Genomic DNA, 24951 nt, shown 5'->3' on the forward strand with positions numbered 1-24951 from the left:
TACTTTTAGTTATCTAATATGCTCTTATTGCATTCAAAATCATTTTGGTTCCGGCAGCTCAGGGATATCTTTCTTTTGGGCCTGATCGGAGTGCCTTTTAGTTTTTTGATGTGTCCTGAATGCTGGGATGATAGCCTTATGGTGTGGTATTCTATCCTGGTTTGTGCCACATTTTGGATTGTACTGGCCAAAGGGAATGTCTTTGTGAATTATATTACAAATGAATATGTTGACTGGCTTAAAGAACCTGTGAAACGGTTACTGGTCAGTTTGCTTGGCCATTCCGGATTCACCGTAATAGCGGTCATTATTATGGGGTGGTTGTTTAAGTATTTTTTTGATATTAGGGTAGGCAGTCCTTCTGCCACTGTTTCCACTTCCCTGATTATCTCTTTGTTAGCTACCTTGATTATGAATAGTAGAAGATTTCTTTTATCCTGGCGCAATCTTGCGCTCGAAAGTGAGCGAATGAAGCGAGAGGCTATTTCTGCCAAATATGAGTCGCTCAAAAACCAGGTGAACCCGCATTTTCTCTTCAATAGTCTGAATGCCCTTACCAACCTCGTATATGAAGATGCCGACTTGTCTGCGAAGTTTATTAAAAAGCTTTCACAGGTGTACCGATATGTATTAGAAACGCGCGAAAAAGAGCTGGTTTCCCTTAAAGAAGAACTCGAGTTTGTCAGGTCTTATGTCTTTTTGCAGAAAATAAGGCATGAAGATGCGCTTATCTTTGAAATGGATGAGCAGATAGATCAAAACTATTATGTAGTTCCTCTGGCCGTCCAAATGCTGGTAGAAAATGCATTTAAGCATAACGTAGTTTCTGATAATGAACCGCTTACTATTAAAATTTTGCAAGAAAATGAATTTCTGGTGATTCAAAATACCCTTCAAAAAAAGAACATACTGAAAGAAGAATCATCGGGTGTCGGGCTTGTAAATATTAAGGCCCGCTATGAATTTTTATCAGAAAAACAGATCCAGGTATCGGATACCAAAGGTCTTTTTATGGTTAAGCTACCCTTACTCAACGAATCCTAAAGCATCCATTGACCGGACTATGAAAGTATTAATTATCGAAGATGAAAAACCAGCGGCAAAACGCCTGGAAAGACTTTTGTTGAGTTACGATGATTCCATAGAGGTTGTCGCTAAACTGGATAGTGTAAAAAGTGTAATAGACTGGTTTCAGACCGGTAAGATGCTAGACCTGGTGTTCATGGATATCCAACTGGCTGATGGTTTGAGTTTTGAAGTATTTGATCATGTTTCTATCACTGCCCCCATTATTTTTACCACTGCATATGATGAATATGCCTTAAAAGCCTTCAAAGTAAATAGTGTGGCCTATTTGCTTAAGCCTGTAGACGATGAAGATCTTTCTGACGCATTTGCTAAACTAAATACGTTGAAACAGGCGCCTGAAACGGTCAACGTTACTGCTGTAAACAGTATGGACCAGATTGCCGCAGCTATGCAAATGCTTACCAGACAGTATAAGAATCGATTTGTGGTAAAAACAGGAGAGCACATCAGGTCTATAGCAGTTGACGAAATACTCTTTTTTTTCAGTAGGGAAAAGGCTACTTTTTGCACCCTGGACCAGGGTAAAAACTACTTACTGGACTATACACTACAACAACTTATCGATATGCTTGATCCAACCAAATTCTTTCAAATTAATCGCCGGTTTATCATTTCATTACGGTCGGTCAAAGACATTATTAGTTACTCTAATAGCCGTTTGAAAATTGTTTTAGATCATTTTTCAGAGCAGGATGTTATCGTAAGCCGTGAACGGGTCAATGAATTTAAAGCGTGGCTGGATCAATAAGCCAACTGGATGAAAGGATGTTAAGAGATTTCAGGTACCAATTCACTTACTATTTTTGCGGATAAAAGACAGAGAGGAATACCTCCGCCAGGATGAACACTACCCCCGCAAAAATACAACCCTTTGATTTTTGACGAAAAGTTAGCGTGTCGTAAAAAAGCGGCAAATTTACTGTTGGAACTTGTGCCATAGAGTGATCCCTTGAACGAGGACGTACGCTCTTCTATTTTCATAGGGTTGAGCAATTCTTCCGTTACGATAATTTCAGACAGATTTTTGTTGAGCAACCTTGAGAGTTTTTTTATTACCGCTTCTCTTGTTTGAGCGATTATGGTTTGCCAGTCCTGACCTGTGTTACTTGGGGCATTCACCATTACAAACCAGTTTTCATGACCTTCCGGTGCGTCAGAGTTATTTAGCTTGGAAGTGATGTTCACATATACGGTTGGGTCCTGGTAAATGCGTTGTTTGTCAAAAAGATGGTGAAACTCTTCTTTGTAATTCTCACTAAAGAAAATATTATGAAGGCCTAAGTTGCTGAACGCTCCTTTTACGCCCCAATAAAAGACCAGACCTGAGCTCGACCGCTCCTGTTTTTCTATCCTTTCAGGTGTTTTTATTTGAGGTAGCAAATATTTGTAAGTAGGGTAAACATCCATATTGGATACCACGAGGTCAGCCTGTGTGAAACCGTCCTCGGTATCGACACCTGTTACTTTATTCTTATTACTGCGGATACGGCTTACCTTTTTTCCAAATACAAATTCTACACCTTTCTTTTGGGCCAGTTCATAAAGTGACAGTGTGATAGTATGCATGCCACCTTTTGGGAAGTAGGTGCCGAGATTATGCTCAAGATGTGCTATAGAATTCAGTATACCCGGCGCTTTGTACGGATTACTACCATTGTAAGTAGCATAACGATCAAATAACTGGACTAATTTGGGATGTTTTAAATGAATTTGATTTGCGGCATCCATACTTTTAAACAGGTCGTATTTGTAGATCCGGAGCAAAGCGGATAGTACATCTTTTTTGAGCCAGGTTGTCGCTTTGTGCAAAGAGTTATTCAGAAATATCTGACCTGCCTGGTTGTACATCACTTCACTTCGTTGAAGGAAATCAACGACCACGCCTCCATCAATATTTAATTTTTCACTCACCTCGCTGGCGAACTTGTTTTGATCACAAAATGATTTCAATGTGGTACCATCTTCATAAAAATAATGGCATGCCACATCCAGTGTTTCATAATCATAAAAGTCCCTTGGGTTTTCCTTTGTCGCATGGAACACATCGTCAAGTAAATGAGGGAGCGTGAACAGGGAAGGGCCTGCGTCGAATCGAAATCCCTTGGAAGAAATAGCCGTAAGCTTACCTCCCGGATATTCATTACTCTCAAAAACAGTGACGCGATAACCTTTTTGTGCCAACCGGCATGCTGCTGCCAGCCCGGCTATACCGGCACCAATAACAATTGCTTTCAAATTTTACCTGTTTTGAATTCAACAGCAGCCTTTTATATTTGTTTTTGCTTTATGTTGAAAAGATGGAAAATGTAATACACTGTATTAATTGTAATAGTGAAGTATCAGGTAGCTATTGTCAAACCTGTGGACAAAAGTCGGGAATAAATCGATTAACATGGCGCACCTTATTCAATGAATTACAACAAAGGTTATTTGGTTTCGATAATAAGCTTATCCGAACGATTCGTGATCTTACATTAAGGCCTGAAAAAGTGATTCAAAGCACCTTAATAGGTATCCGTGTTAATTATGTAGGACCTGTGGGGTATTACTTTTTGATGCTTACCATTTATGTGTTGTTGGCTTCAATGCTTGACGTTGATCTGTCAAAAATGATGTCTGACGTGAACAGGTCCTTTAATCAGGAAGATCTTTCTGCTCGCCAGGAGCAATTCAGCCAGGATTTGATGCATGTCATCACTAACAATTTTCGCATTTTTTCTTTTTTTATGCTACCGCTTTACATTGTTTCGAACCGGCTGTTATACCGAAAGTCAGACCTCAATTTCGTGGAGCATTCAGTGATTGTTTTTTATGCCATCGGACATCCGCTCATACTTAATAACCTTTCCGTGGTAATGTATTGGATGGTCGGATGGGCGCCTAACCTGATCATTACCTTCATAGGCCTGTTTTTTTATGGATGGGTCTGTACGTCTTTCTATTCTGGAAATAAGGTGTTTGGTTTTTTTAAAGGTGTGTTGGCATGGCTACTTGGCTTCTTCATGTTATTGGTTGCTTTTATTATAGTGGCCTTTCTGTATGTAGCAGTTAACCCTCAGGTATTGGAAGGTTTTAAAGGAAGTTGAAATATGTGGCGGTGTGGTTTTGAACTATTGATACGTTTGCCGCATTTAACATAAAGTTTATGACAACGTTCTACTGCTACGCTATGGTGAAAGTTGTTTAATTTCAAGCCGTTATTACATGCAGGTGGAAGATGAAATAAGGGATTTACTCCAACACGAAGAGGTAAAAGGGCTTGAACTTCTTTTTCATAAATACCATCAGATGGCATTTAAGACCGCTTATTATATACTTAAGGACAAAGACGAGGCCCAGGACATGGTGCAGGAGTTATTCACTAAACTCTGGACTCAACGCACACAGCTTTCTCAGATCGATAATTTCAAAAGCTATCTGAATACCGCCATGAAAAATATGGCATTGGATCACATCAAGAAAAATCTCCAGGTTGAGAAGAATAAAAAAAGTTACCTGCAGTTAGAATGGGATCCGACACAGCCATTAGAACAAGATATTACGAACTATGAGACCTTGAAAGCAGAGATAGAACAGTTTGTGTCAGAGTTGCCTCCAAAGTGCAGGCTCATATTTTCACTCAACCGTTTTGAAGGCCTCACCAATTCGGAAATAGCAGATTATCTCAATTTATCTCCTCGTACTGTAGAAAAACAAATTTCAATCGCTTTAAAATTACTTCGTCAGAAAGCAGGATATCGGACCGATAAATTACTGTCACTAACCTTTGGGCTGATGATAGTGTAAGTTTTTTTATGGGTTTTTACGTATGTGGATGCCATCAATCGTCATGGAGGTATAAATATCGATATGACAGATAGCGACAGTCTTATAAAACTCATTACCAAAGAGTTTTCGGGAGAAATTTCTGATAATGAAAAGCAACGCCTGGAAAATGAACTTTCAGGCAGTTCTGATAAACAAAGGATTTTTAATTATTTAAAAGTACGATGGGAGGCTGCTGGTCGTTTAAAACCGTCGGTTACTGTGGCAATACCATGGGATGATGTAAGGGAGAGGATTATACGACAAGTACAACAGCCTGCTCCTCCTTCACGAATGAAACAGGTTTTCCTGAAATCAAGGTGGTATTATGTGGCTGCTACCATTTTTTTTCTTGTGGCAATGGTGTTTTTACTCACAAGGGAATTTAAAACCAATATGGTTAAACATCAGGCGCTTTATGAACCAGTTACTGTTTTACTTCCTGACAGTTCTACCGTTTGGCTGAATACAGGAGCGACTTTACACTATAGAGAAGATTATAACGAAGAAAGAAGAGCGATCAAGCTTGTCGGGGAAGGTTTTTTTGACGTTATCGCGAACGAAAATAAACCATTTATCATAACTACAAATGAAACTCAAATTACCGTATTGGGGACTTCATTTAATGCGAAAGATCAGGTAGGGGACGCATTTGCCGAGGTAACGGTAGTTACAGGTAAGGTAGCTTTTTATGCCGCTGATAATCAACGATCCGGAGAAATCCTGACCCCAGGATATAAGGGTATATATGATAAAAATACCGGACTATTTACGAAAACAAGGAACACAAACCTGAATTTTCTGTCATGGAAAGACCATAAGCTGATATTTAAGGCCGCATCACTGACGGAGGTGATAACAGTTTTAGAAAATTACTTCAAAAAAGAGATCAAATCACGCAATGATCGATTGCTTTCATGTCAATTCACTATGGAATTTGACTCGCCTTCTATGGAAGAAGTATTAGAAGTACTTGCGATTTCTGCGGGCATCGAATACGAACTTGTTAATGAAACCTACTACCTGACAGGTCCTGGTTGCGACTAGGTAAAATTCAAAAATTACTATGAACAGAATATTCTTTTCGCTGATCATGCTATGTGTAATGCTTCAGAACAGTAATGCCCAGGAATTTTCACCTCTTGATGCTGAAGTTGACCTGAGTTATTCGGAAGTTAGACTGGAAGAGGTGCTGAGCGATATCCGCAGTAGGTTTAAGGTGAAGTTTTCATACAGTAATAATAAGATCCCATTGGGAGAGATGATCAATATTAATGAGATAGGTGTCCCGTTAAGGCAAGGACTGAATAAGCTTTTTGAAGATCTACCCATTGATTATGTGATTTCAAACAATAGAATAATACTTAAATATACCGATCTGCGTCAAACCGTTCGAGGTCGGATCGTAGATGGGGACACTCAGGCGCCCATCGTTGGAGCAAGCGTGTTTGTAGCCGGTACTGAGCCACTACAAGGTGTGAATACTGACCTTAACGGTTATTTCAGAATTGAAAATGTGCGTGTTGGCAGAAAAACCATCCGGATCGATCACATTGGTTATGAGTCTATGGTCTTACCCGAGATACTTATTGGCTCCGGCAGGGAGACTGTTTTAAACCTGGAGCTTGTAGAATCTATCATGAAGATGAAAGAAATAGTGGTGGAGGCAGATGGCACTGATTCGGCCCCTTTAAATGAATTGGCAACGATCAGTGCCCGGTCATTTACAGCCGAAGAAACAAGAAGGTATGCCGTAAGTGTAGGAGATCCTGCCCGGTTGGCTTCCGCTTACGCAGGTGTAAGTGGGGGTGATGATGGCACCAATGAGCTTATCATCCGTGGGAATACACCACGTGGATTGTTGTGGAAGTTAGAGGGAATGGAAATTCCGAGTCCCAGTCATTTTTCATCGGAAGGGGCTTCCAGCGGGGGAATCAGTATGTTGAGTACCAATGTGATGGGCAGGTCCGATTTTTTTACAGGCGCATTTCCAGCAGAATATGGAAATGCGCTGTCGGGAGTTTTTGACATCAGGCTTAGAAAAGGCAATAATGAGAAAACTGAAAACACTGTGCAGTTCGGCCTTTTAGGCCTGGACCTGGCTAGTGAGGGCCCCCTGAAAAAAGGCGGACAATCCTCCTATTTGATAAATTACAGATATTCTACATTAGCTATCTTAAGCTCTATGGGTATCAATATCCAGGATGAAACTGAAAAAAACGTCTTCCAGGATCTCTCGCTCAAAGTTAATGTGCCCACAAAGAAAGCAGGCACATTTTCTGTGTTTGGTCTGGGGGGCTTGAGTAAGTTCACGGAAAGCATTCCCCGGGCCTTTGATGACCTCGAGACATATGATCTGGGTGTTTTAGGGGTAAATCATTTATTCCCGGTTGGGAAGAAATCATTTTTAAAAACCACAATAGGTATTACCGGGACTCAGGTGGATGACAACTTCACAAATTTTATCAATACTGATTCTACGTTCATCAATCATTCGGCGTTTAAAAAATCTTATGTTAATGCTTCTACGTCTCTTAGTAAAAAATTTAGTGCCAGGACGTTTGCTGAGACAGGAGTTATTTACAGGCGACTTTCGTATGATTTCTTTAACCGTGTTGAAAACCCCTTTAATGAACCTGAGTTTCAACGTATAAATTTTTTCAATCAAAAAGGTAGCTCACATACGTTTCAGGGTTATCTCACCTCCAGGCACAGGTTGACTCCCCGCTTTTTGTTAGTGGGAGGGCTACATGTGTTTCATTTCAATTTTAGTGATGAGACCTCTTTTGAACCAAGAGCAGGTTTTCAATGGAATATTCGTAAAAACCAAGTGATCAGCGGTGGTTTTGGTGTACATAGCCGGTTGGAGTCCCTGGAATATTATTTAGCCAATATTTTTACGGAAGGTGGGCCAACTGGTCTTAGAAATAGTGGGTTGAGGAGTACAAAATCCAGGCACTATGTACTTGGATATGAGAGATCCTTTCGTTCTAACTTAAGGTTTAAAACTGAAGTGTATTACCAGGACCTTTATGACATCCCTGTGCTACGCGGGTTCGAAGATGATCCATTTTCAACCATCTTGGTTTCAGAAGGGTTTACCAACAGGGCCCTGGTGAATGGAGGGACAGGTGAAAATTATGGTATTGAGCTATCATTGGAAAAATCTTTCAGTCGGGGGTATTACTTCATTGCCAATGGCTCCATTTATGAAGCTAAATACACAAATCAGCAAGGATTAACGCGAAATAGTCGGTATAATGGGAATTTTGGAACTAACCTGCTGTTTGGTAAGGAATTTAAGGTAGGTAAGAACGGCAAAAACAATATTTTCGGTGTAAATGTGAAATCAACTTTTTCGGGAAATCGGCGATTTGTGCCCCTTGACCTACAGAGTTCCATAGCTGAGGGGCAAGAAGTAAGGATTACTGACAGAGCTTATGAGGAGCGTTATCCGAATTACTTCAGGCTGGACCTACAGCTGAGTCTACGTAAAAACAAACCCAATATTACCAGCGAATGGAGGCTGGATATTCAAAATGTAACCGACCGTCAAAACATTCTCGAAACATTTTATTTAAGAAACACGCAAGATATAGGCGCGGCACATCAACTTGGATTAATTCCCGTGTTGAGCTATAGAATAGAATTTTGATTATTGATCGAAGAAATAAGTAGAAAATATTTAATGATGATTTGGGTCCTTCAACGCTTATGTTGTCATTTCATTGATAATGGCATTCAACTTTTCCAGGTCAGGCCCATAGATCAGATGGACCAGTTTTTTTGTCAAAACATAAACAACTGAAATAAGTGGTATGGTAAACCCCAGTCGTATTATTTTATCGAAAGGTTCGATATGCGTCATGGCTATAAGATCGAACTGTATATTGAGATACAATGCAGCTATACCTAACGGGATAACCACTTCATACATTCGCATGTAAGTCTTTAAACGTCTCCAGACCTTGGTCACCACATGGTTAAATTTCTCCTCAAAATTTATCCGGTTCAGTAAGTAATACTTGATACGATAGTGTATGAATAAAGCGGCAGAGAGTATAATGATCTCGCTACTGATCAGGTAACGGTCCCTCAAACCTATGAGAAAAGTGGTAACGATCAGGGTGGCAGCGGTAAGGATCATGAACAGAGCGTCCCACCACATCTTGCGATTGATCCTGTTTACCGCGTCCTTCGTTTTGACTTCAAAGATATCATTGAGTTCAGAAGCACTGTATAGTACATCGGAAACGTCAAGTTTTGATTTGAGTTCATCCAGTTCCATGTTATGATACGTTCATGATGGTTTTTAATTTCTTCTTAATACGGTTAAGTCTTACGCCTACGTTGGTTTCAGTGATTCCAATGATCTCCGATATTTCCTGGTAGGATCTTTCATCCAGGTAAAGCGTTAATATCCCTCGTTCAGCCGCATTTAATTGGTGAATAGCAGTGTTGAGGTGTTCCAGCTCATACGTTGATTCAGCTTCGTTGCGCGTAGCGTAAGGAGGTAATTCATGCGTACCGAGTAGCCTCGTTTTACGGCGTTTTTTGAAATCAGACATTGCAGTATATAAGGCTACACGATACATCCATGTTGTAATTTTGGCCTGTCCTTTAAAGGAAGGGTACGCCTTCCATAGCTGCAATACTACCTCCTGGAACAGGTCGTTGTGATCACTTCTATGATCCACATACATACGGCATACTTTGTGGATCAGGTTTTGATGCTTGTCCACTAGCTCAACAAATTTGCGTTCGGTTTCCTTCAACGGCTCAACATTTTCCTGATTTATTTGTATGCTAAATAGAGGAATCATTACAAAAACCGTAAATTATTTTTGTAAAGTGTATGTTTTCATTCTTTTTGATTTCATATGAATTATACTAACTTCGGTCACAACAGCCTAAGCAAGATGAATAAAGGGATTAAGTATATGATGATACTCATTATGAGTATGGTATGGCAATATGGTGTTGCACAAGACGATGAAAACGGCTCTCAAAATAGTCTTTTTTATTACAGTGGTACTATAGGAGAGGTACAGAAAGTGGAATTTAACCTTCAGGTGACGGGATTGGTCATTACGGGTTCTTATATACTTGAAAAAACCGGTGATCTGTTTTTATTCAACGGAAGAATGAATGCAGAGAAGTCTGATATGGGTATACGTATTTATAACCAGAATAATGTTTACATAGCCTCTATGGAGGCAAGTCTCTTTTCCGATACGGATAATTTCGCTAAGACGATCAAAGGTATATGGAGAAGCGCTGATCTGAAAGAAGAATTTGATGTGGGCCTGACAAAACAAGCCGAACTGGCCGTTGTGATTGAGGATGAGGTCATCAATGAAGCAGGCTGATCTAACCTGTATTCCACTAGTGTTTTCTTAAAATTAATTAAAGGTTACTGTAACAAAAGTGCATAGATACAAGTCTTTATAGTATCATCCATTACATAGACCATGTTGAATCATGTAAAGTCGCAATTGCGTAAGATCTCATTAAGTGGCATTGTTATTTGTTTTATCATAGTTTCAGTAGTTTGCTGGTCTGAAGTATTTAGTGATTCACAATCCTCTTTTGTTGTTGTAGAGCAGGTCTCGAACCCTGGTTCGGATAAAAGTCAGCATAAGTCGATAAAGGGTATATTACCATCGGGTATATTGGTTATTCTGGTACGCTATTTTTATAAGAAGCGATGATGACCTTTTTAAACTTCTGAAACTACCTTCAGTTTCCTGGCTATTAATAATGCTATCAGGCTGAACGCAACTGTAACATAACCTACAATATCATAATTGACCAACGTTGTTACTTCCGGGTTTATACTGGGTTCTGACTCTGTAATGATCGCACCTGCCATTAGTGCTGCCAGTCCCGAGGCGATCTGCTGTACAGATGATCTTATGCTCATAAAACTACCACGGTTTTCAGGTTTGATAACGGAAGTCACCATTGTAGTGGACGGAATTATCCGGCCGTTGGCAAGGACGAAGAAGGCGCCTGTTACGATCAGTGCCTGCCAGAGAGGAACAGGCCGGAGGTGTGTCACGATAAGAACCGGTATCAATACCAGTAACGCGCTTATGGTAAATACTTTTTCACGCCCATATTTATCCGCCAGCTTTCCTACACGTGGTGACGTGAAGATAGTGATTCCACCACCTATGAGATAAATGTAAGCGAGCTCACCTTCACTGAACCCAACATTACCTACCATATAAGGTGCTATAAACGGGATGATCGTAAAATGACCCAGCATGAGAATAGCTGTAAAAAGAAGCGCCATGAGCGGATTTTTACGTCCAAAAATGGTCTTCAATATTTTCAACGGTGATTGTTTTTGATCTCTGTCAGTCATATGAGTACGCATAGACGGAATAAAAAGGGTGATAAGCAAGCCAATGAGTATGCCGATTCCACCAAGAAATAAAAACGGTGCATGCCAGCTGAATACAGAAGCTAAATAAAGCCCGAGAGGAACGCCGGCTACAGAAGCTATCGAAAAAGAAGCCATTACAAACCCTATGGCCGCGGCCCTTCTATCTAATGGAATAGCGTCACTCACAATGGATAGTACCAACGCACCAAGTACACCGCCAAATGCACCGGCAACAGATCGTGTAATAAGCAGTAACTCGTAGGTAGTAGCAAAAGCGCAGGTTAGTGTACCTCCTATAAAACCAAAATAGATGAAAATGAGGCTTGTTTTTCGATCATAGCGATCAATGAAAAAAGCAGCCAGAAAACCCGAAGCGCCGGCGGAAAAGGTATAAGATGACACTAAAAAGCTGAATTGCGCCGGACTGATATTGAATATGCGCATGAGCTGTGAGCCCAGGGGCATCATGATCATAAAGTCCAGAATATGTGTAAAAAGTGCAGCGGCCAGTACCAGGAGGAAAGTTCTCTCTTTGGACATAAAGGTGGTGAAGGTATTTAAAATTAAGGAGAGATAGACCTGCTGCAGGCACTTAGTTTTTTAATAGTGCGCTGAACGGATCTTGACCACTGGTAAATTCTAATATAGTATCAGCTGTGGCAATTCCGGTAATTTCCAATTCAAACATACCGCTGTGCAGCGATGCCAGTTTCACCCCGTTAGTATAGGTGTCCCAGGACTCCCATGAGAACTCCATCCCCCCAATAGGTATTATATTTACCCACATTTTCCAGGCTACCGGCAAACCTTCGTCGTCTACTATCCATAGATAACTATCACCTGGTGTGACACCACCGGATTGATAGGTGACCAGCAAGGCGTCTCCCCGATCTGTTTTGACTAACTCTCTTTTCGTGCCCGGATCCCTTAATTTAAACGGAGCTACTAACCAAAAGGAATCATTTGCAAAGTATGACCATGCCTTTTCTAATAAGTCCTCAGTTTCTTTACCGGCAACCAGTGCTTCATTTTGGTAAGCCAGTCCTGCCTGTGTCTCTGGATTTAATAGTACCTTATAATCATCCCAGAGTAGTTCTACCAAATTTCTTTTTTTGTCCCAAAGAAAGTGATGACTATCTCTAAACGACCATTTTACAGCTCCAACCTTGGTCCAACCCTGGTAGTTAACGGCAGTCAATATTTTATTTGCCAACTGCTCGGCTTCCACTCCACTTTTACCATCAGGTCTCGGTTCATTGACCAATATAAAGGTAATCAGGAGGGTAGCTAGTATAATAACAATTATAATTAGTATTTTTCTCATGAGAATGTTTTAATAAACGTTCTGATTTCCTGGTACTGGATCGTTATGTCACTTCTTAAACTAATTGAGAGACGGATTTTTTGAAAAAAGACTTTTTAAAACCATTGTTCTTTGTTTTTTTTATACCAGGTTAGTTCACTAAATCGAAATCATATGGCTATCAAAAAACAATTCTTCAAAACAAAACCGACGGCAAAAGTAACACTAAGTATACCGAAAACGGCGGTTAAAGGCGCTAAAAAAGTAGAGCTTTTCGGTGATTTCACTGGCTGGTCCAGTGGTATTAAAATGACGAAACAAAAGGACGGTTCATTTAAAGCTTCCGTAGACCTTGATCCATCAGGGGAATATCAATTCCGGTACCTCATAGACAATAAGAGATGGGAAAATGATTGGAAAGCGGATAAATATGTAAGTAACGGAGTTTCCTTAGAAGAGAATTCAGTGATCGTTTTTTAACGATATCATTTGCAAAAATCACTGTTTAGCCTCAATATTTTGAGGCTTTTTGTTTTTTAGCTCAATACTTAATTTGAACTGAGCCCTTTTTATGGTTACCGCCCGGTAAGAAAATTGAGTAAGCCAGATCAATCCTATTAAAACACAAATTGTTCCTAAGATCATCAAAGAGAATTGTCCGGTTTCCACCAACATATTTTGAGAAGTACCCAGGCCGCCAATTAAGCCTGCCAGAACATAAGCTGCTGAACTGATATAAAGACTGGAAAGGGATTTATTCAGCAGATGTATCTGACTTATTTTCTTTTCAATAATGGTATGAAAGGCGTTGTCATGTTCATGGATCAGCATGGAGAGTTCCCCACTCAATGAATTCATCAGGTTAGAGGTAGACATTATTAACAGCCCTACTCCCGGGAGTAATGTAACAGGTATGTACCATTCTGTCATCACACAACTAAGTTATTGAATAATAGATGAAATAAGAGAAAAAAGCAAATTTGGACATGGTAATGCCTGCTATTCTCTTTTTTTGCTTACTGGTTAAACCCGGACCCAATGCCGTTTAGTTAAGGGCATTGGGCCCGGGTTAAAATGTGAAATTAGTCTAAGATCAAAGTTGAATGCAGGTGTATTTACTCTCTTACCCACATTTTAAACGAAGCGGCAGGTAATGTGAAATTTGTTGCGTTTCCGGGAGTAGGTTTCCTGAAGACGCTATCATCTTTTACTCCTTTTTGAACATTGACCGAATCATTATTTCCGATCAACTTCCATTTACCTTCCGGAAACTTCAGGTTTTCAAATGTCAGAGGTTCTTCCGCTACATTTATCAATACCATTACTTTATCTCCTGCAATGTATCCCAGCAATCGATTATCATTCGGTTCTATCCATTGAAAATGATCCTGAGGGACGGCCCCGCTTATTTTGAATACATCTGCATAGTCACTATTTCTAAATTCATTCAGGCCTTTCCAAAAAGCATACATGCCTGCATAGTCGAGTGCGCCATCTTTCTTCGTTTTGCCTACATTATCCCATAGAAACTGATTGGCACGCCGCATATTATATGTGTCGCGTTTGCCATGCAGATACACCTTAACACCATTTGTCATTTCTTTTTCCACTTCTTCCAAAGGGCCATGTGCTTTGCTGCGCATGATCTCCGTGCCTCCATGTAATACGATAGGCCCCATGCTCGTATAAAGCATTACCGCTGCCAGCTTGATACGGTCTTCATCGGCACCGGTACGGCCGTCCCATTCTTCATTTTTAGAGAGCTGATCTGCCAGCGCCCAGTTATCGTGGATGTCAAGGTAGTTAATACCGCTTGCGGTAGTCTTATCTTCTGCAAATTGATTACTCAACCCTTTTTTTACATCTTCTCTCAAATCTCCATGGCCACCGGCATAACCGCGGTCTGTTTCCTTATTTGCGATATCAAAAACCGGCCCTTTGAAAGCGTTGCGACTTTCATCCTGGAAAAAAGTGATGGGAGAGTCTTCTTTGTACCAATCCCAGGCCGGGTTAGCTTCATATTCCGGGTCATTGCTGCCAATCCAAGGCTCGCCATAAACGATCTTATCTTCTCCCAGGGCCTGCTTTAACGCAATCAGTGTTTGTTCATCAATTTGCCCGGCCAGATCGATCCGGAAGCCATCTATGCCAAACTCTTCAATGAGCTGAGTGCACTGGTCAATCAACCAACGCTGTACCATGGGCCTGTTTTCAGTTTTTACCTCGTTACCATATTCACCTATATGATCAAGATCTTTAGTGCGATAGTAGTAGATTTTATCCAATACATTAAAATGAAAAAACCAGCTGCCACCATCCATATTTTCAGCCGTATGATTAGGCACTATATCAATAATTACGGCAATATCTTTATCATGAAATGCCTGGACCAGGTCTCTGAATTGATTTCTCTCTGCACCGGGCTCTGTACCGCGTTGACGAAAGCGGGACTCAATGGCAAAGCAATGAGAGGTACGGTAACCCCATTGGTAATTTTCCTCGCTGATACCTTGCTCAATCATATAAGGATCATCTTTGAAAGAAGCTTTCCATATTTCATCCGGGTAGTGGAGGTATTCCTGGACAGGCATAAGATGTACCGTGTTAATGCCCAGGTCCAACAAATAATCGAAGCCAACTTTATAGCCTTTTTTATTTTTCAATCCTGGCATTACCATGGCGGGTAGTGTGCCTTTTAGATCGTCATTTACCGGTAACAGGTCTGTAAAATCTTGAAGGTGCACCTCATAGGCGATTACATCTTCCATTTTTGGGATGCCATTTTTCAAAGGTGTGGCAGGTATGGTTTTATTCCAAACGCGGCATTTGCCCCAGGTGTCATCACTTACCCGGGCATAAGGGTCGCTGATGTGTATAGGGTTGGTCTCATAGAAATGATTGCCTGGCTCATCGGCACCATGTACTGTGAAATCGTAATATACCCCTTTCAGGTTATCGTCTACATAGGCTTCCCATACGCCATCTATGTCTTTTTTCATATCGAGCACCTGGAACGCCTTTTCATCTTTGGCACGTTGATATAAATACAGTTTGACACCTTCAGCTCTTGGGGAAAATATTCTGAAAACAGTGCGTTTTCCATCTACCAAATTGGCCCCTAAATCTTTGTCAGAATACAATGACCTAAACCAACCGTCGTAGGAACAAACCGTTTTTAACTGTTGGTCAGGTAACTCTAAAAAGTAGACTTTACGTATGTCCAGTTCACCTGCCGGTTTGATCAATGTCTTGGTATCGGTATTGGGCAGTATCGCTTCTATTTTGATCTCTTCTCCCAGGGAGTTGGTCAGTTTATATTTGTTTGGATCAAAAGACCGGTCTACACCTTTGACATCTATCCATATAGTGCGAGCATCGTAAATTTCAGCTTTTAATTCAGGAGGTTCAACGCCCATCATAAAGATCAGGTTACCTCCCTGTACATTGGGGGCTTCTGTTGGAGGGTCCAGCCACAGTCCTTCGTTAACCCTGAATTTAAAAGGGGATGAAGGTTTTATGGCATCTTCCACTGTGAGCGTCCAGATGCCATTCTCATGGTGTTGTAAAGCCCAGGGTGTTTCATCCATACCATGGTCCCATGCATTGAAAGCGCCGGATATTACTACACGTTGTAAGTCATTAAGACCATATTTTCCTTCATCAAAAATGAATATAGTGTTATTATTTCCGGAGCTGTACCCTTGTAAGCGTTCCTGGTCGGTAAACTGTGCCATGGATGGAGTGGACATAAAAGTATTAAGGAATAGAATGGTGACAAATTGAATGATCAAGGTCATGGATATTGGTTTGTTCATTTTAGCAAATGTTGATTTCACCTACCAGGTAGGTTGTGGCTTTTCCGGAGATAAAGACACGGCCAGACTTCAGGCTGCAGTGTAACTCTCCACCTCTTTTGGACCGTTGCTGGGCGTTAAGTATATTTTTGTTAAGCTCATTTGCCCAATAAGGTACCAGGGAGGTGTGAGCGGAGCCGGTTACCGGATCTTCATCAACTCCTGCAGCCGGAGCAAAAAAACGTGATACAAAATCATATTTTTTGCTGCGGCAGGTAGCGATAACCCCCCGGACTTTAAATTGAGCTAATGCCCGGAAATCCGGTGATAACTGATCGAGAGTTTCCTGGTCTTTTACTACAACCAGGTAGTCCGTTTTACCCTTGTAGCATGCGGTCAGAGTGGTGCCCAAGGCTTCTGAAAGGCCCTCCGGTACGGTCACTTTTTGTAGTTCATCGCATGGAAAATCCAGGGTAAGTTGATCTCCTTGCCTGAACACTTTTAATGGACCGGCGTTTTTTGTTTGAAAAACGATCTCGTCCGCTTCATATCCTAAATGATGATAAAGCACGTGGGCAGAAGCCAGAGTGGCATGACCGCAGAGATCTACCTCTACCAACGGAGTAAACCACCTGAGTTCATAATGGTCCTTTACAGGGACAAAAAAAGCCGTTTCAGCAAGATTATTCTCTGCTGCTATTTTTTGCATAACGTCATCCTCAATCCAGGACCTCAACGGACAAACGGCTGCAGGGTTACCACTGAACAACGTGCTGGCAAAAGCGTCGACCTGATATAAGGGCAGTTTATCAATAGCCATTTTCAATAAAAAACAGGTACGCTATTACGATTCTCCCAGAAGCACCAAACGGCCTGGTTCAGAAATATCAACCACTCCGTTCTTAACAGTTACTTCCTGCTCACTGTAATACTCTTTTAACACAGTGCCATCTTTGAACAGGCCGTTTACTGGTATCACTAAATGGTCTGCACTGATATCCAAAGCAACTAATACCTTATCTTCCAAACCATCTTTGGAATACGTTCTTTTGAAGGTGTAAGGAGCATCTCCAATTTTCTCATGAATACCTGCACCTACTGAAATATGGTCTTTTCTGAATTGACCTAGCTTTGCCCAGTGCTCATAAATAGCTTCAGCGTTGTTTCCGTTGGCCGTTGCTTCGGCATCCAGTTCGCTCCAATTCATGAAGGACCTCAAATTAGCATCACCTTTGGTGCCTTCAACCACAAGTGGCCTGCCCGTCTCATCTCCATAGTATATTTGAGTAATTCCCGGAGCAAGTAATAATTTGGTCCCGGCCACCAATGTGCTGTCTCTGTTTACATCATAGGGATGGCCGTCATCGTGCGAAGAGACGTAGTTTACAACAGAATATCCTTTCAGGTTACCGGTATTAAGTATTTCTGAATATTCACTGAACGTGGCCTCAGCACTACGATGGCCGTCGTCTTTAAAGGCAAAGTTGATCAAACTTTCAAAACCATTTTGGTAGAAATTGACCATTTCCCCTTTACCCATGTCAAACTCCTGTCCGCTGTGTAACCGGTAGTTATAGACTTCTGCCATCATAAAGAAAGGTTGGTCATCCAGTTTTTTATCAGGATTTTCTTTTTTCCAACCTTCAAAAGCGGCAACAGCCAGTTCTTTTAGCTCTGCCCATATTTCCGCTTCCGTATGTTTGGCAGTGTCTACTCTGAAACCGTCAATGCCTAATTCCCTGACATAATCTACAATCCATTTCATGATGTAAAATCGTGGTGCTTTGGGCAGACCTGTGCTAGCAAAAAAAGTATCCAACTCCTTCATTTCTTGCTCTAACCTTCCTTCTTCTTTCCATTTGTCTACAAGGAATGCAGGTAATTCTACAGGTGCGTCACTTTCAGTATAAATATCCGGCAGGTTTTCTACCAGTGTGCAGCGTGTGGTAGTTTCTATGTCCTGGAATGCGCAGGTAGGAGAAACGCGGACCCAGTCATCAGGCCATTGTGAGTCTATATCGGTTACCGGACCGGTGTGGTTGACCACTACATCCAGCAGTACCCTGATGCCATGTTCATGGGCGGTATCCACCATTTCTTTCAGGTCCATGAATGTGCCGAAATTTGGGTCTATTGCTGTCCAGTCTCTGGCCCAATAGCCATGGTAAGCATAAGTTTTCCCTGTACCTTCATCAGTAAAACCGTGAACTTGTTCCCACACCGGTGTGAACCAAAGAGCAGTAACGCCTAATTTATCGAAATACCCCTCTTTTATTTTTTCAGTGATCCCTTTAATATCTCCGCCTTCAAAGCTGCGCAACTTGGCGCCATCAGGCTTCCTGTCAAAAGCCTGATCATTGGCCTTATCGCCATTGTTAAAACGGTCGGTGAGTAAGAAATAGATGTTGGCGTTGTTCCAAACAAAGGGCTTTACTTCTTCGGTAGTCGTGGTGGTTTGGGTTTCATCGTTAGGTTTTTGGGTGCCTGTACAAGCCCCCAAAGCGAATAGCAATAGGAATAATTTTGATCTCATTTTTTTGGTTTAGGGTAAATTGAGCCGTTAAGGTATCAAAAAAATGCCTGAAAAAAAGAAGCAAATATCATCTCTTGAAAGATAGCTGGAAAGTGGTGCCTTTTCCCGGGGTTGATCGTACTTTAATATTCCCTTCGTGCAAGTGCATAATTTGCTTTGACAGGCTCAGACCTATGCCGGATCCTTCTTTTTTTGTGGAGAAGAACGGGACGAAAATTTCTTTGATCTCTTTTTCATTTATGCCTGCTCCGTTGTCTTCTACCTCTATAGTTACCTGAGGTTCCCTGTAGGCTTTTAGATGGATGGTGCCACCGGGTCTATTTTTTAAAGCATGACGGCTGTTGGTGATCATATTGATCAACACCTGCTCCATGAGATGAGCATCCATATAGATGGACATATCGTCGGGAGTCACATGTATGGATAGCCGGATGTCTTCTTTTTCCAATTGTGGTGCCATTAACAGGCTAATTTCTTCGAAAAGTATTTTAACAGAAACATGTTCTTGTTGTGGCTTGGCTACTTTCGTCAGTTTGCGATAGTCATCAATGAAGGTGAGCATCCCGTCACTTCTCTTTTGGATGGTTTTAAGCGAAAAACGTATGTCTTTTATCACTTCGTCATCCAGGTTTTCTAATGGCTTTTGTCTGCCACCTTCTTCCAGCATGTATTGCATGGTCTCGGTCAACGAAGATATAGGTGTAATGGAATTCATGATCTCGTGTGTCAGTATCCGGATCAGTTTATGCCACGCCTCGATCTCTTTTTGCTCAATTTCACCCCTGATATCCTGGAAGGTAATGTGCTTATAAGATCTGTCCAGCATAACCATAGACTTTACATCTAAGGACAAAGTCTTTATATCCCCATCCACCTTAAGCTCGACAAGTTTTCGGCCTTCTTCGCCTATTGCATTGATTTCCTTTACGAATTGAGGCACTTTTTCTTTTAAAATAGCCAGGTTATTTATACCCTGTACACTTAAAAGCGATTTCCCCGAGTTATTAAAGAGAACGATATCCTGGTTGTTTTCTATAGAAATTATACCAATGTTTACCCGGTTTACTGCCAGTTTTAAATACTGGAACTGGGCCTCTTTTTCAATTTTAACGCTTTTTATGGCGTTTACTATTTCCTCAAAAGACCCGTGCAATTCTCTGAAAGACCTGCCGAGTTTTGATTTATGAAAGGAGATGGCCAGGTCGTCATGCCTGATGGCCAGTAGAAATTTTGCTAGCTCTTTGTTGGTGTGGTTGATGTAGCGTATCATTTCTATTATCTGTATTACCAGGGTGATACCTAAAATGATCTGGTTGAAAAAAAGTCGCATGTCACCAAAGATCAACGATAGTACGATCATATTAGCCAGAATAAGTACCAGCCTGAAGATCACTTTAAAATTGAATGAATGGTGCATTTGAGAAGATCGGAACGAATATGATTATTGTCAGCTATGAAAATGAGAGAAACCGTTGACATCGCCAAACTAATTGGGGAATTTGTAATCTTTTCCATTTCAATAAATACCATGCCTAGTTATTACGACCCTGATTATCTAAAAACGGTCTTGCAAGCTGTAGAAGAGCTTTTCCCTATACTGGAGAAAGAAACTGCTCTGTCCAAAAAAGAGCTTGCCAGGGTACATTCCTCCAATAAGATGAGTGCGGTCAATTTAGTTTATTACCGCGCGATAAGAGGTCGGGATCTGAGTGCTTTGCAGAATGCACTCGGTTTCCTTGGCATATCCCGGCTGGCACGAGCCCAACGTCATGTCAAAGGTAGCCTGGAAGGCATACGATATATCCTAAGAAAACTTACAGATGACCGGCAAGCAGAGACCCCGGTTCCGGACCTGTCCATACAGGATGGAATGAACATGCTCGATAAGAATACCGAACAGTTGTTGGGTATGTTGAGTGGTGACCGAAGGGTCAGGATCATGGTAACATTGCCTTCAGAAGCTTCTCACGATTACGAGCTGGTGAAAAGGATTGTGGGTGGCGCTACGAACCTGGTGAGGATCAACTGTGCGCATGACACACCGGATGATTGGAAAAATATGATCTACCATGTGAAAAAGGCCGGCAGGGAGTTTAAGAAAGAGATAAAAATTGCTATGGATCTGGCCGGCCCCAAGATACGTACAGGCGGTATGGATAAGCCGCTTCTTATTAAACCGGATGATGCCATTTATATTCATAAAGAGCCATTTACACCTGATAAAGAAAGTGAAAAATACCATATTACATGTAGTTCGCCGGTGGTTTTTGATAGCGTAAAAGTTGGTGAACACATTCTGTTCGATGACGGTAAGATCATGGCAGAGATTACAGAAACTAAGTCAGATCATTTTGTGGCAAAGACTTTAGTGGCTGGGATAGATGGTAAGAAATTAAAAAAGAACAAAGGGATCAATCTGCCGGATTCAAACCTGGACCTTACTGGCCTGACAAAAAAGGATAAGGAAGACCTGAAATTTGTAGTGACTCACGCAGATATTGTAAACGTTTCTTTTGTGAATACGGCTCAAGATATCAAGCAGTTAATAGAAGAGTTAAAAAAACACCATACCAAAGAAGACTTTGGCGTGGTATTAAAGATTGAAACAAAAAAGGCCTTTACAAACCTTATCGACATCTTACTGCATGGTATGCGATGGGGTCCGGTAGGAGTAATGATAGCACGAGGAGACCTGGCAGTGGAAACCGGATGGGCGAATATGGCGCGTTTGCAAACTGAGATTGTGAATATCTGTGGAGCCGCCCATGTTCCTGTAATTTGGGCCACGCAAGTGCTGGAAAGCCTGGCGAAAAAGGGTACACCGGCCCGTTCAGAAATCACAGATGCTGCTGCTTCTTTGAAAGCAGAATGTGTAATGCTAAATAAAGGTCCTCATATTGTGGAAACCATTATCTTGCTGGATGCAATGCTTTCTAATATGGAGGCCTATCAATCGAAGTCATCCGCTATGTCACCCCGGTTGGATGTGAGTGCTAACCTGGTTTGAACTTTCATAACGAATCTTAATGCATGATCCGGGGTTAACTTTTTTTTCTATGAGGTCTAAGCTGTAAATTTTTTGTTTGTAAGTAAAACCCTGGGGAGTGTTAGCTTTTCCAACGACAGAAAACCAACCGGTCTAATAGGTGCCAGAATTTCATAGAGATCAATTAAGATCAAAATTTTTAGAACAACTCTCCACATACCACATTATAATGTATGACAAGTTGTTTGAAAGTTTAACGACATAAAATGATTGATCAGAATATCGACCGGATAATTGAAATGGCCTGGGAAGACCGTACGCCTTTTGAAGCAATACAAATTCAGTTTTCTATTTCAGAAGCTGAAGTAATTAAGATCATGAGAACGGAGTTAAAACCAAGCTCTTTTAAACGTTGGAGAAAACGAGTAAGCAGTGGTGTTAGCCAGAAGCATTTAAGAAAAAGAAATAGTCATATTAACCGCTTTAAATGTTCAAGACAAACCACTATCTCAAACAATAAAATATCAAAAAGGTGAAATTACCTGTTGACAGATCAGAGATAGGAAGTAGGGCTCATATTGACCTTTTGAAGTATGACTTCAGTAGAAAGTGCATGGAGGAGGTTTTACTTTATGTAAGCCCCTATATTTCAAAACGAGTACGATCAACAAGGAAAACTTTCAAGTATCTTCAGACTTTGCCGTTGCTTTGGTCCAAGGCGAAAAGGTTGATCCAGGAATGGGCTTCTGCCCCTTTTATTTGCAAAGAGAGCTCATGACATGAATATTGTTTGGCTCAAAAGAGACTTGAGAACCCAGGATCATTTTCCTTTTCATGTGGCTGAGCAGGCCGGTGAAGAATATATTCCTATATATATTTTTGAGCCATCGGTCATCCACTATGCTGACTGTTCACTTCGGCACTTGCAGTTTGTTTATCATTCCATCAGAGCGATCAATAAGCTATTCCGAAGTTATGATCGAGAAGTTATTATTTTTTATGCTGAAGCAGTAGAGGTATTTGAATTTCTTCATGCACGTTTTCAAGTGAAAAAAGTGTTCTCCCATCAAGAAAGTGGTATTTTGAATACGTGGAACAGGGATAAGGCAGTTTCAAAGTTTCTTGAACAAAACAGAATAAAGTGGACGGAATTTCAAAGGGATGGTATTCTCCGTGGTATTCAAAACAGACAAGGCTGGGATAAGCAATGGTATGCTACCATGCACGACGGCATTATTGAAAACCAGTATTCGAATTACAGAGGCCCCGTGATTAAGCATACGTTTCATTTAAATAGTTCTATAAAAAAAGAATGGGATGAATACCCTCCAGAGTTTCAAAAAGCCGGGGAGCTTTATGCCTGGGAATATTTGAGATCTTTTTGTCAGGATCGTGGAAAAAATTATAGTAGGCACATCTCAAAGCCACAAGAAAGTAGGAGGTCGTGCAGTCGAATCTCTCCCTATCTGGCCTGGGGTAACCTATCTGTAAAGCAGGCGTATCAATTTGTGAAAAAACATTCCCATTATTCAAGTAATAAAAGAAGTTTTAATGGACTGCTTACTCGCTTGAAATGGCATTGTCATTTTATTCAAAAGTTTGAAGTAGAATGTCAATATGAAATACGTTGTGTAAATCGCGGCTACGAGATCTTAGAACATGCGAATGACGAAAGATTAATTCGAGGTTGGAAAGAGGGTAAAACAGGGTTTCCGCTTGTAGACGCCTGTATGCGATGCCTGAAATCTACCGGATGGATCAACTTTAGGATGCGGGCAATGCTTGTTTCAGTACTTTGTCATCATTTTGATTGTGACTGGCGGACGGGTGTATATCACCTGGCCCAATTATTTTTAGATTATGAGCCGGGCATACATTATACGCAATTCCAAATGCAGGCAGGGACTACAGGGATCAATACCATCCGGATGTACAATCCTGTGAAACAATCCCGGGAACATGATCCTTATGGTATTTTTATTCGGGAATGGGTGCCTGAATTAAGAAATGTCCCGACTGAATTCATCCATGAACCCTGGAAAATGACCACTCTTGATCTGGCATTTTCAGGAACCACATTGGACTATCCAGCCCCCTTGGTAGACCTTCAAAAAACGGGTAAAAAAGCACGGGCTAAAATATGGGGACACCGAAAAGAATTAAAAGTGAAAAAAGAAAACCAGAGAATAATAAAATTACATACGAGGGGCAATGCAACTAACCGGAAAAGAACTTGAAAGATCAGAGAGGAAATGGAGATTGAATTTGATCAATTCCATTTCAGGGATCAAACCTGCGAACCTTATCGCAACACGCTCTGTAAAAGGAGAAGACAATGTAGCCATTTTTTCTTCTGTAATTCATTTGGGGTCCAACCCTGCCCAATTGGGGTTTATCGCCAGGCCTCAATCAGAGGTACCCCGGGATACCTTCCGTAATATTCAGGAAACCGGGTATTATACTATTAATCATATTGCAGAGTCATTCATAAAAAAAGCACATTATACTTCTGCAAAACTCCCCAGGGAAGAATCAGAGTTTGTTAGAATGAAGATTGACAAAGAAGTAATTGATGAGTTTCCGGCCCCCTTTGTGAAGGACAGTCCTGTGAAAATAGGAATGAAACTGTTGGAAAGTATACCATTACCGAATGATTGCACCTTAATAATAGGTTCTGTTGAAATGGTATCTTTTCCCGATCAGGCCATCAATGAGTTAGGACAACTTGATCTTGCCAGTAGTCTCGGTGTAGGCATTTCAGGACTAAACACTTATTACAGTTTAAATAAGTTAACAAGCTTTCCGTATGTGAGGACGAATGAACTTCCTGGTTTTGAATGAAAAAAAGTGACTTGCCAAGTAAGAACTGTGTGGTATGCGCAAGGCCCTTCTCATGGCGACGAAAATGGGCGAAAGATTGGGAACAGGTTAAATATTGCAGCGAAAAATGCAGGAGAAATAAGAATGTAAAAAGCGATTGATATCATCTTTACTCCTATCTGGCAACTAAGGGCTTTCCAGGGTTCTGTATATCCCATAGGAATTAAGCCT

Annotated in this window: 23 protein-coding genes; 13 read left to right on the forward strand and 10 right to left on the reverse strand. The window is 41.1% G+C overall.

The window, feature by feature from the left end; genetic code table 11:
- Window positions 1-18 precede the first annotated feature (18 nt).
- Together FNH22_RS15540 and FNH22_RS15545 are read left to right on the forward strand one after the other, a co-directional pair.
- Window positions 19-1044 (forward strand): sensor histidine kinase, encoded by a 1026-nt coding sequence (locus FNH22_RS15540; RefSeq protein ID WP_143399333.1) that lies wholly within the window; start codon window positions 19-21, stop codon window positions 1042-1044.
- A gap of 19 nt (window positions 1045-1063) precedes the next feature.
- The gene (locus FNH22_RS15545) at window positions 1064-1837 is read left to right on the forward strand and encodes a LytTR family DNA-binding domain-containing protein (protein WP_143399334.1); all 774 of its coding nucleotides are present in this window, start codon (window positions 1064-1066) and stop codon (window positions 1835-1837) included.
- 20 nt (window positions 1838-1857) lie between these two features.
- Here FNH22_RS15545 and crtD read toward each other — a convergent pair whose 3' ends face one another.
- Window positions 1858-3324, reverse strand: coding sequence for a 1-hydroxycarotenoid 3,4-desaturase CrtD (gene crtD / locus FNH22_RS15550; RefSeq protein ID WP_143399335.1), 1467 nt, complete (start codon window positions 3322-3324; stop codon window positions 1858-1860).
- 62 nt (window positions 3325-3386) lie between these two features.
- Between crtD and FNH22_RS15555 the strand changes: the two genes are divergently transcribed.
- The 4 genes from FNH22_RS15555 (at window position 3387) to FNH22_RS15570 (ending at window position 8548) form a co-directional block, all read left to right on the forward strand.
- Complete coding sequence (locus FNH22_RS15555) at window positions 3387-4175, forward strand: DUF3667 domain-containing protein (RefSeq protein WP_143399336.1); 789 nt, start codon at window positions 3387-3389, stop codon at window positions 4173-4175.
- A gap of 118 nt (window positions 4176-4293) precedes the next feature.
- Window positions 4294-4875: an RNA polymerase sigma-70 factor gene (locus FNH22_RS15560; RefSeq protein ID WP_143399337.1), complete on the forward strand. Its 582-nt coding sequence runs from the start codon at window positions 4294-4296 to the stop codon at window positions 4873-4875.
- A gap of 63 nt (window positions 4876-4938) precedes the next feature.
- Window positions 4939-5940, forward strand: coding sequence for a FecR family protein (locus FNH22_RS15565; protein ID WP_143399338.1), 1002 nt, complete (start codon window positions 4939-4941; stop codon window positions 5938-5940).
- Window positions 5941-5959: 19 nt separating this feature from the next.
- Entirely contained in the window at window positions 5960-8548 is a 2589-nt protein-coding gene (locus FNH22_RS15570) for a TonB-dependent receptor (RefSeq protein ID WP_143399339.1), read from the forward strand.
- 57 nt (window positions 8549-8605) lie between these two features.
- Here the strand turns inward: FNH22_RS15570 and FNH22_RS15575 are convergent, their stop codons facing one another.
- A complete protein-coding gene (locus tag FNH22_RS15575; RefSeq protein ID WP_143399340.1) occupies window positions 8606-9181 on the reverse strand; it encodes a hypothetical protein in 576 nt (191 codons plus the stop codon).
- Window position 9182: 1 nt separating this feature from the next.
- Complete coding sequence (locus FNH22_RS15580; RefSeq protein ID WP_143399341.1) at window positions 9183-9716, reverse strand: RNA polymerase sigma factor; 534 nt, start codon at window positions 9714-9716, stop codon at window positions 9183-9185.
- 117 nt (window positions 9717-9833) lie between these two features.
- Here FNH22_RS15580 and FNH22_RS15585 point away from each other — a divergent pair, with 117 nt between their 5' ends.
- Entirely contained in the window at window positions 9834-10262 is a 429-nt protein-coding gene (locus tag FNH22_RS15585; protein WP_143399342.1) for a hypothetical protein, read from the forward strand.
- A gap of 350 nt (window positions 10263-10612) precedes the next feature.
- On the opposite strand, the gene FNH22_RS15590 is transcribed toward FNH22_RS15585, so the two are convergent.
- Together FNH22_RS15590 and FNH22_RS15595 are read right to left on the reverse strand one after the other, a co-directional pair.
- Window positions 10613-11824: an MFS transporter gene (locus FNH22_RS15590; protein ID WP_143399343.1), complete on the reverse strand. Its 1212-nt coding sequence runs from the start codon at window positions 11822-11824 to the stop codon at window positions 10613-10615.
- Window positions 11825-11876: 52 nt separating this feature from the next.
- A complete protein-coding gene (locus FNH22_RS15595; RefSeq protein ID WP_143399344.1) occupies window positions 11877-12608 on the reverse strand; it encodes a hypothetical protein in 732 nt (243 codons plus the stop codon).
- Window positions 12609-12761: 153 nt separating this feature from the next.
- On the opposite strand from FNH22_RS15595, the gene FNH22_RS15600 reads away from it, so the two are divergent.
- Complete coding sequence (locus tag FNH22_RS15600; protein WP_143399345.1) at window positions 12762-13067, forward strand: isoamylase early set domain-containing protein; 306 nt, start codon at window positions 12762-12764, stop codon at window positions 13065-13067.
- 18 nt (window positions 13068-13085) lie between these two features.
- Here the strand turns inward: FNH22_RS15600 and FNH22_RS15605 are convergent, their stop codons facing one another.
- The 5 genes from FNH22_RS15605 to FNH22_RS15625 form a co-directional block, all read right to left on the reverse strand.
- Complete coding sequence (locus tag FNH22_RS15605; protein WP_143399346.1) at window positions 13086-13517, reverse strand: DUF2721 domain-containing protein; 432 nt, start codon at window positions 13515-13517, stop codon at window positions 13086-13088.
- 185 nt (window positions 13518-13702) lie between these two features.
- Entirely contained in the window at window positions 13703-16402 is a 2700-nt protein-coding gene (locus FNH22_RS15610) for an alpha-amylase family glycosyl hydrolase (protein ID WP_143399347.1), read from the reverse strand.
- A gap of 1 nt (window position 16403) precedes the next feature.
- Window positions 16404-17201: a PhzF family phenazine biosynthesis protein gene (locus FNH22_RS15615; protein ID WP_143399348.1), complete on the reverse strand. Its 798-nt coding sequence runs from the start codon at window positions 17199-17201 to the stop codon at window positions 16404-16406.
- Between the two features lie 24 nt (window positions 17202-17225).
- Window positions 17226-18914 (reverse strand): alpha-amylase family glycosyl hydrolase, encoded by a 1689-nt coding sequence (locus FNH22_RS15620; RefSeq protein WP_143399349.1) that lies wholly within the window; start codon window positions 18912-18914, stop codon window positions 17226-17228.
- A gap of 67 nt (window positions 18915-18981) precedes the next feature.
- Complete coding sequence (locus tag FNH22_RS15625; RefSeq protein WP_143399350.1) at window positions 18982-20331, reverse strand: PAS domain-containing sensor histidine kinase; 1350 nt, start codon at window positions 20329-20331, stop codon at window positions 18982-18984.
- Window positions 20332-20373: 42 nt separating this feature from the next.
- Between FNH22_RS15625 and FNH22_RS15630 the strand changes: the two genes are divergently transcribed.
- From FNH22_RS15630 to FNH22_RS15650, 5 genes are all read left to right on the forward strand, one after another.
- Window positions 20374-21921 (forward strand): pyruvate kinase, encoded by a 1548-nt coding sequence (locus FNH22_RS15630; protein ID WP_185154248.1) that lies wholly within the window; start codon window positions 20374-20376, stop codon window positions 21919-21921.
- A 245-nt stretch (window positions 21922-22166) separates the two neighbouring features.
- Window positions 22167-22436, forward strand: a complete 270-nt coding sequence (locus FNH22_RS15635) for a TIGR03643 family protein (protein ID WP_143399352.1) — start codon at window positions 22167-22169, stop codon at window positions 22434-22436.
- A gap of 243 nt (window positions 22437-22679) precedes the next feature.
- Window positions 22680-24137: a cryptochrome/deoxyribodipyrimidine photo-lyase family protein gene (locus FNH22_RS15640; protein WP_143399353.1), complete on the forward strand. Its 1458-nt coding sequence runs from the start codon at window positions 22680-22682 to the stop codon at window positions 24135-24137.
- A complete protein-coding gene (locus tag FNH22_RS15645) occupies window positions 24112-24741 on the forward strand; it encodes a flavin reductase family protein (protein ID WP_143399354.1) in 630 nt (209 codons plus the stop codon). The genes FNH22_RS15640 and FNH22_RS15645 overlap by 26 nt, the downstream gene beginning before the upstream one ends.
- Window positions 24738-24881, forward strand: a complete 144-nt coding sequence (locus FNH22_RS15650) for a DUF2256 domain-containing protein (RefSeq protein WP_143399355.1) — start codon at window positions 24738-24740, stop codon at window positions 24879-24881. Before FNH22_RS15645 ends, FNH22_RS15650 begins: the two co-directional genes overlap by 4 nt.
- Window positions 24882-24951 lie beyond the last annotated feature (70 nt).

The organism is Fulvivirga sp. M361 (assembly GCF_007097395.1).
Classification (GTDB): domain Bacteria; phylum Bacteroidota; class Bacteroidia; order Cytophagales; family Cyclobacteriaceae; genus Fulvivirga.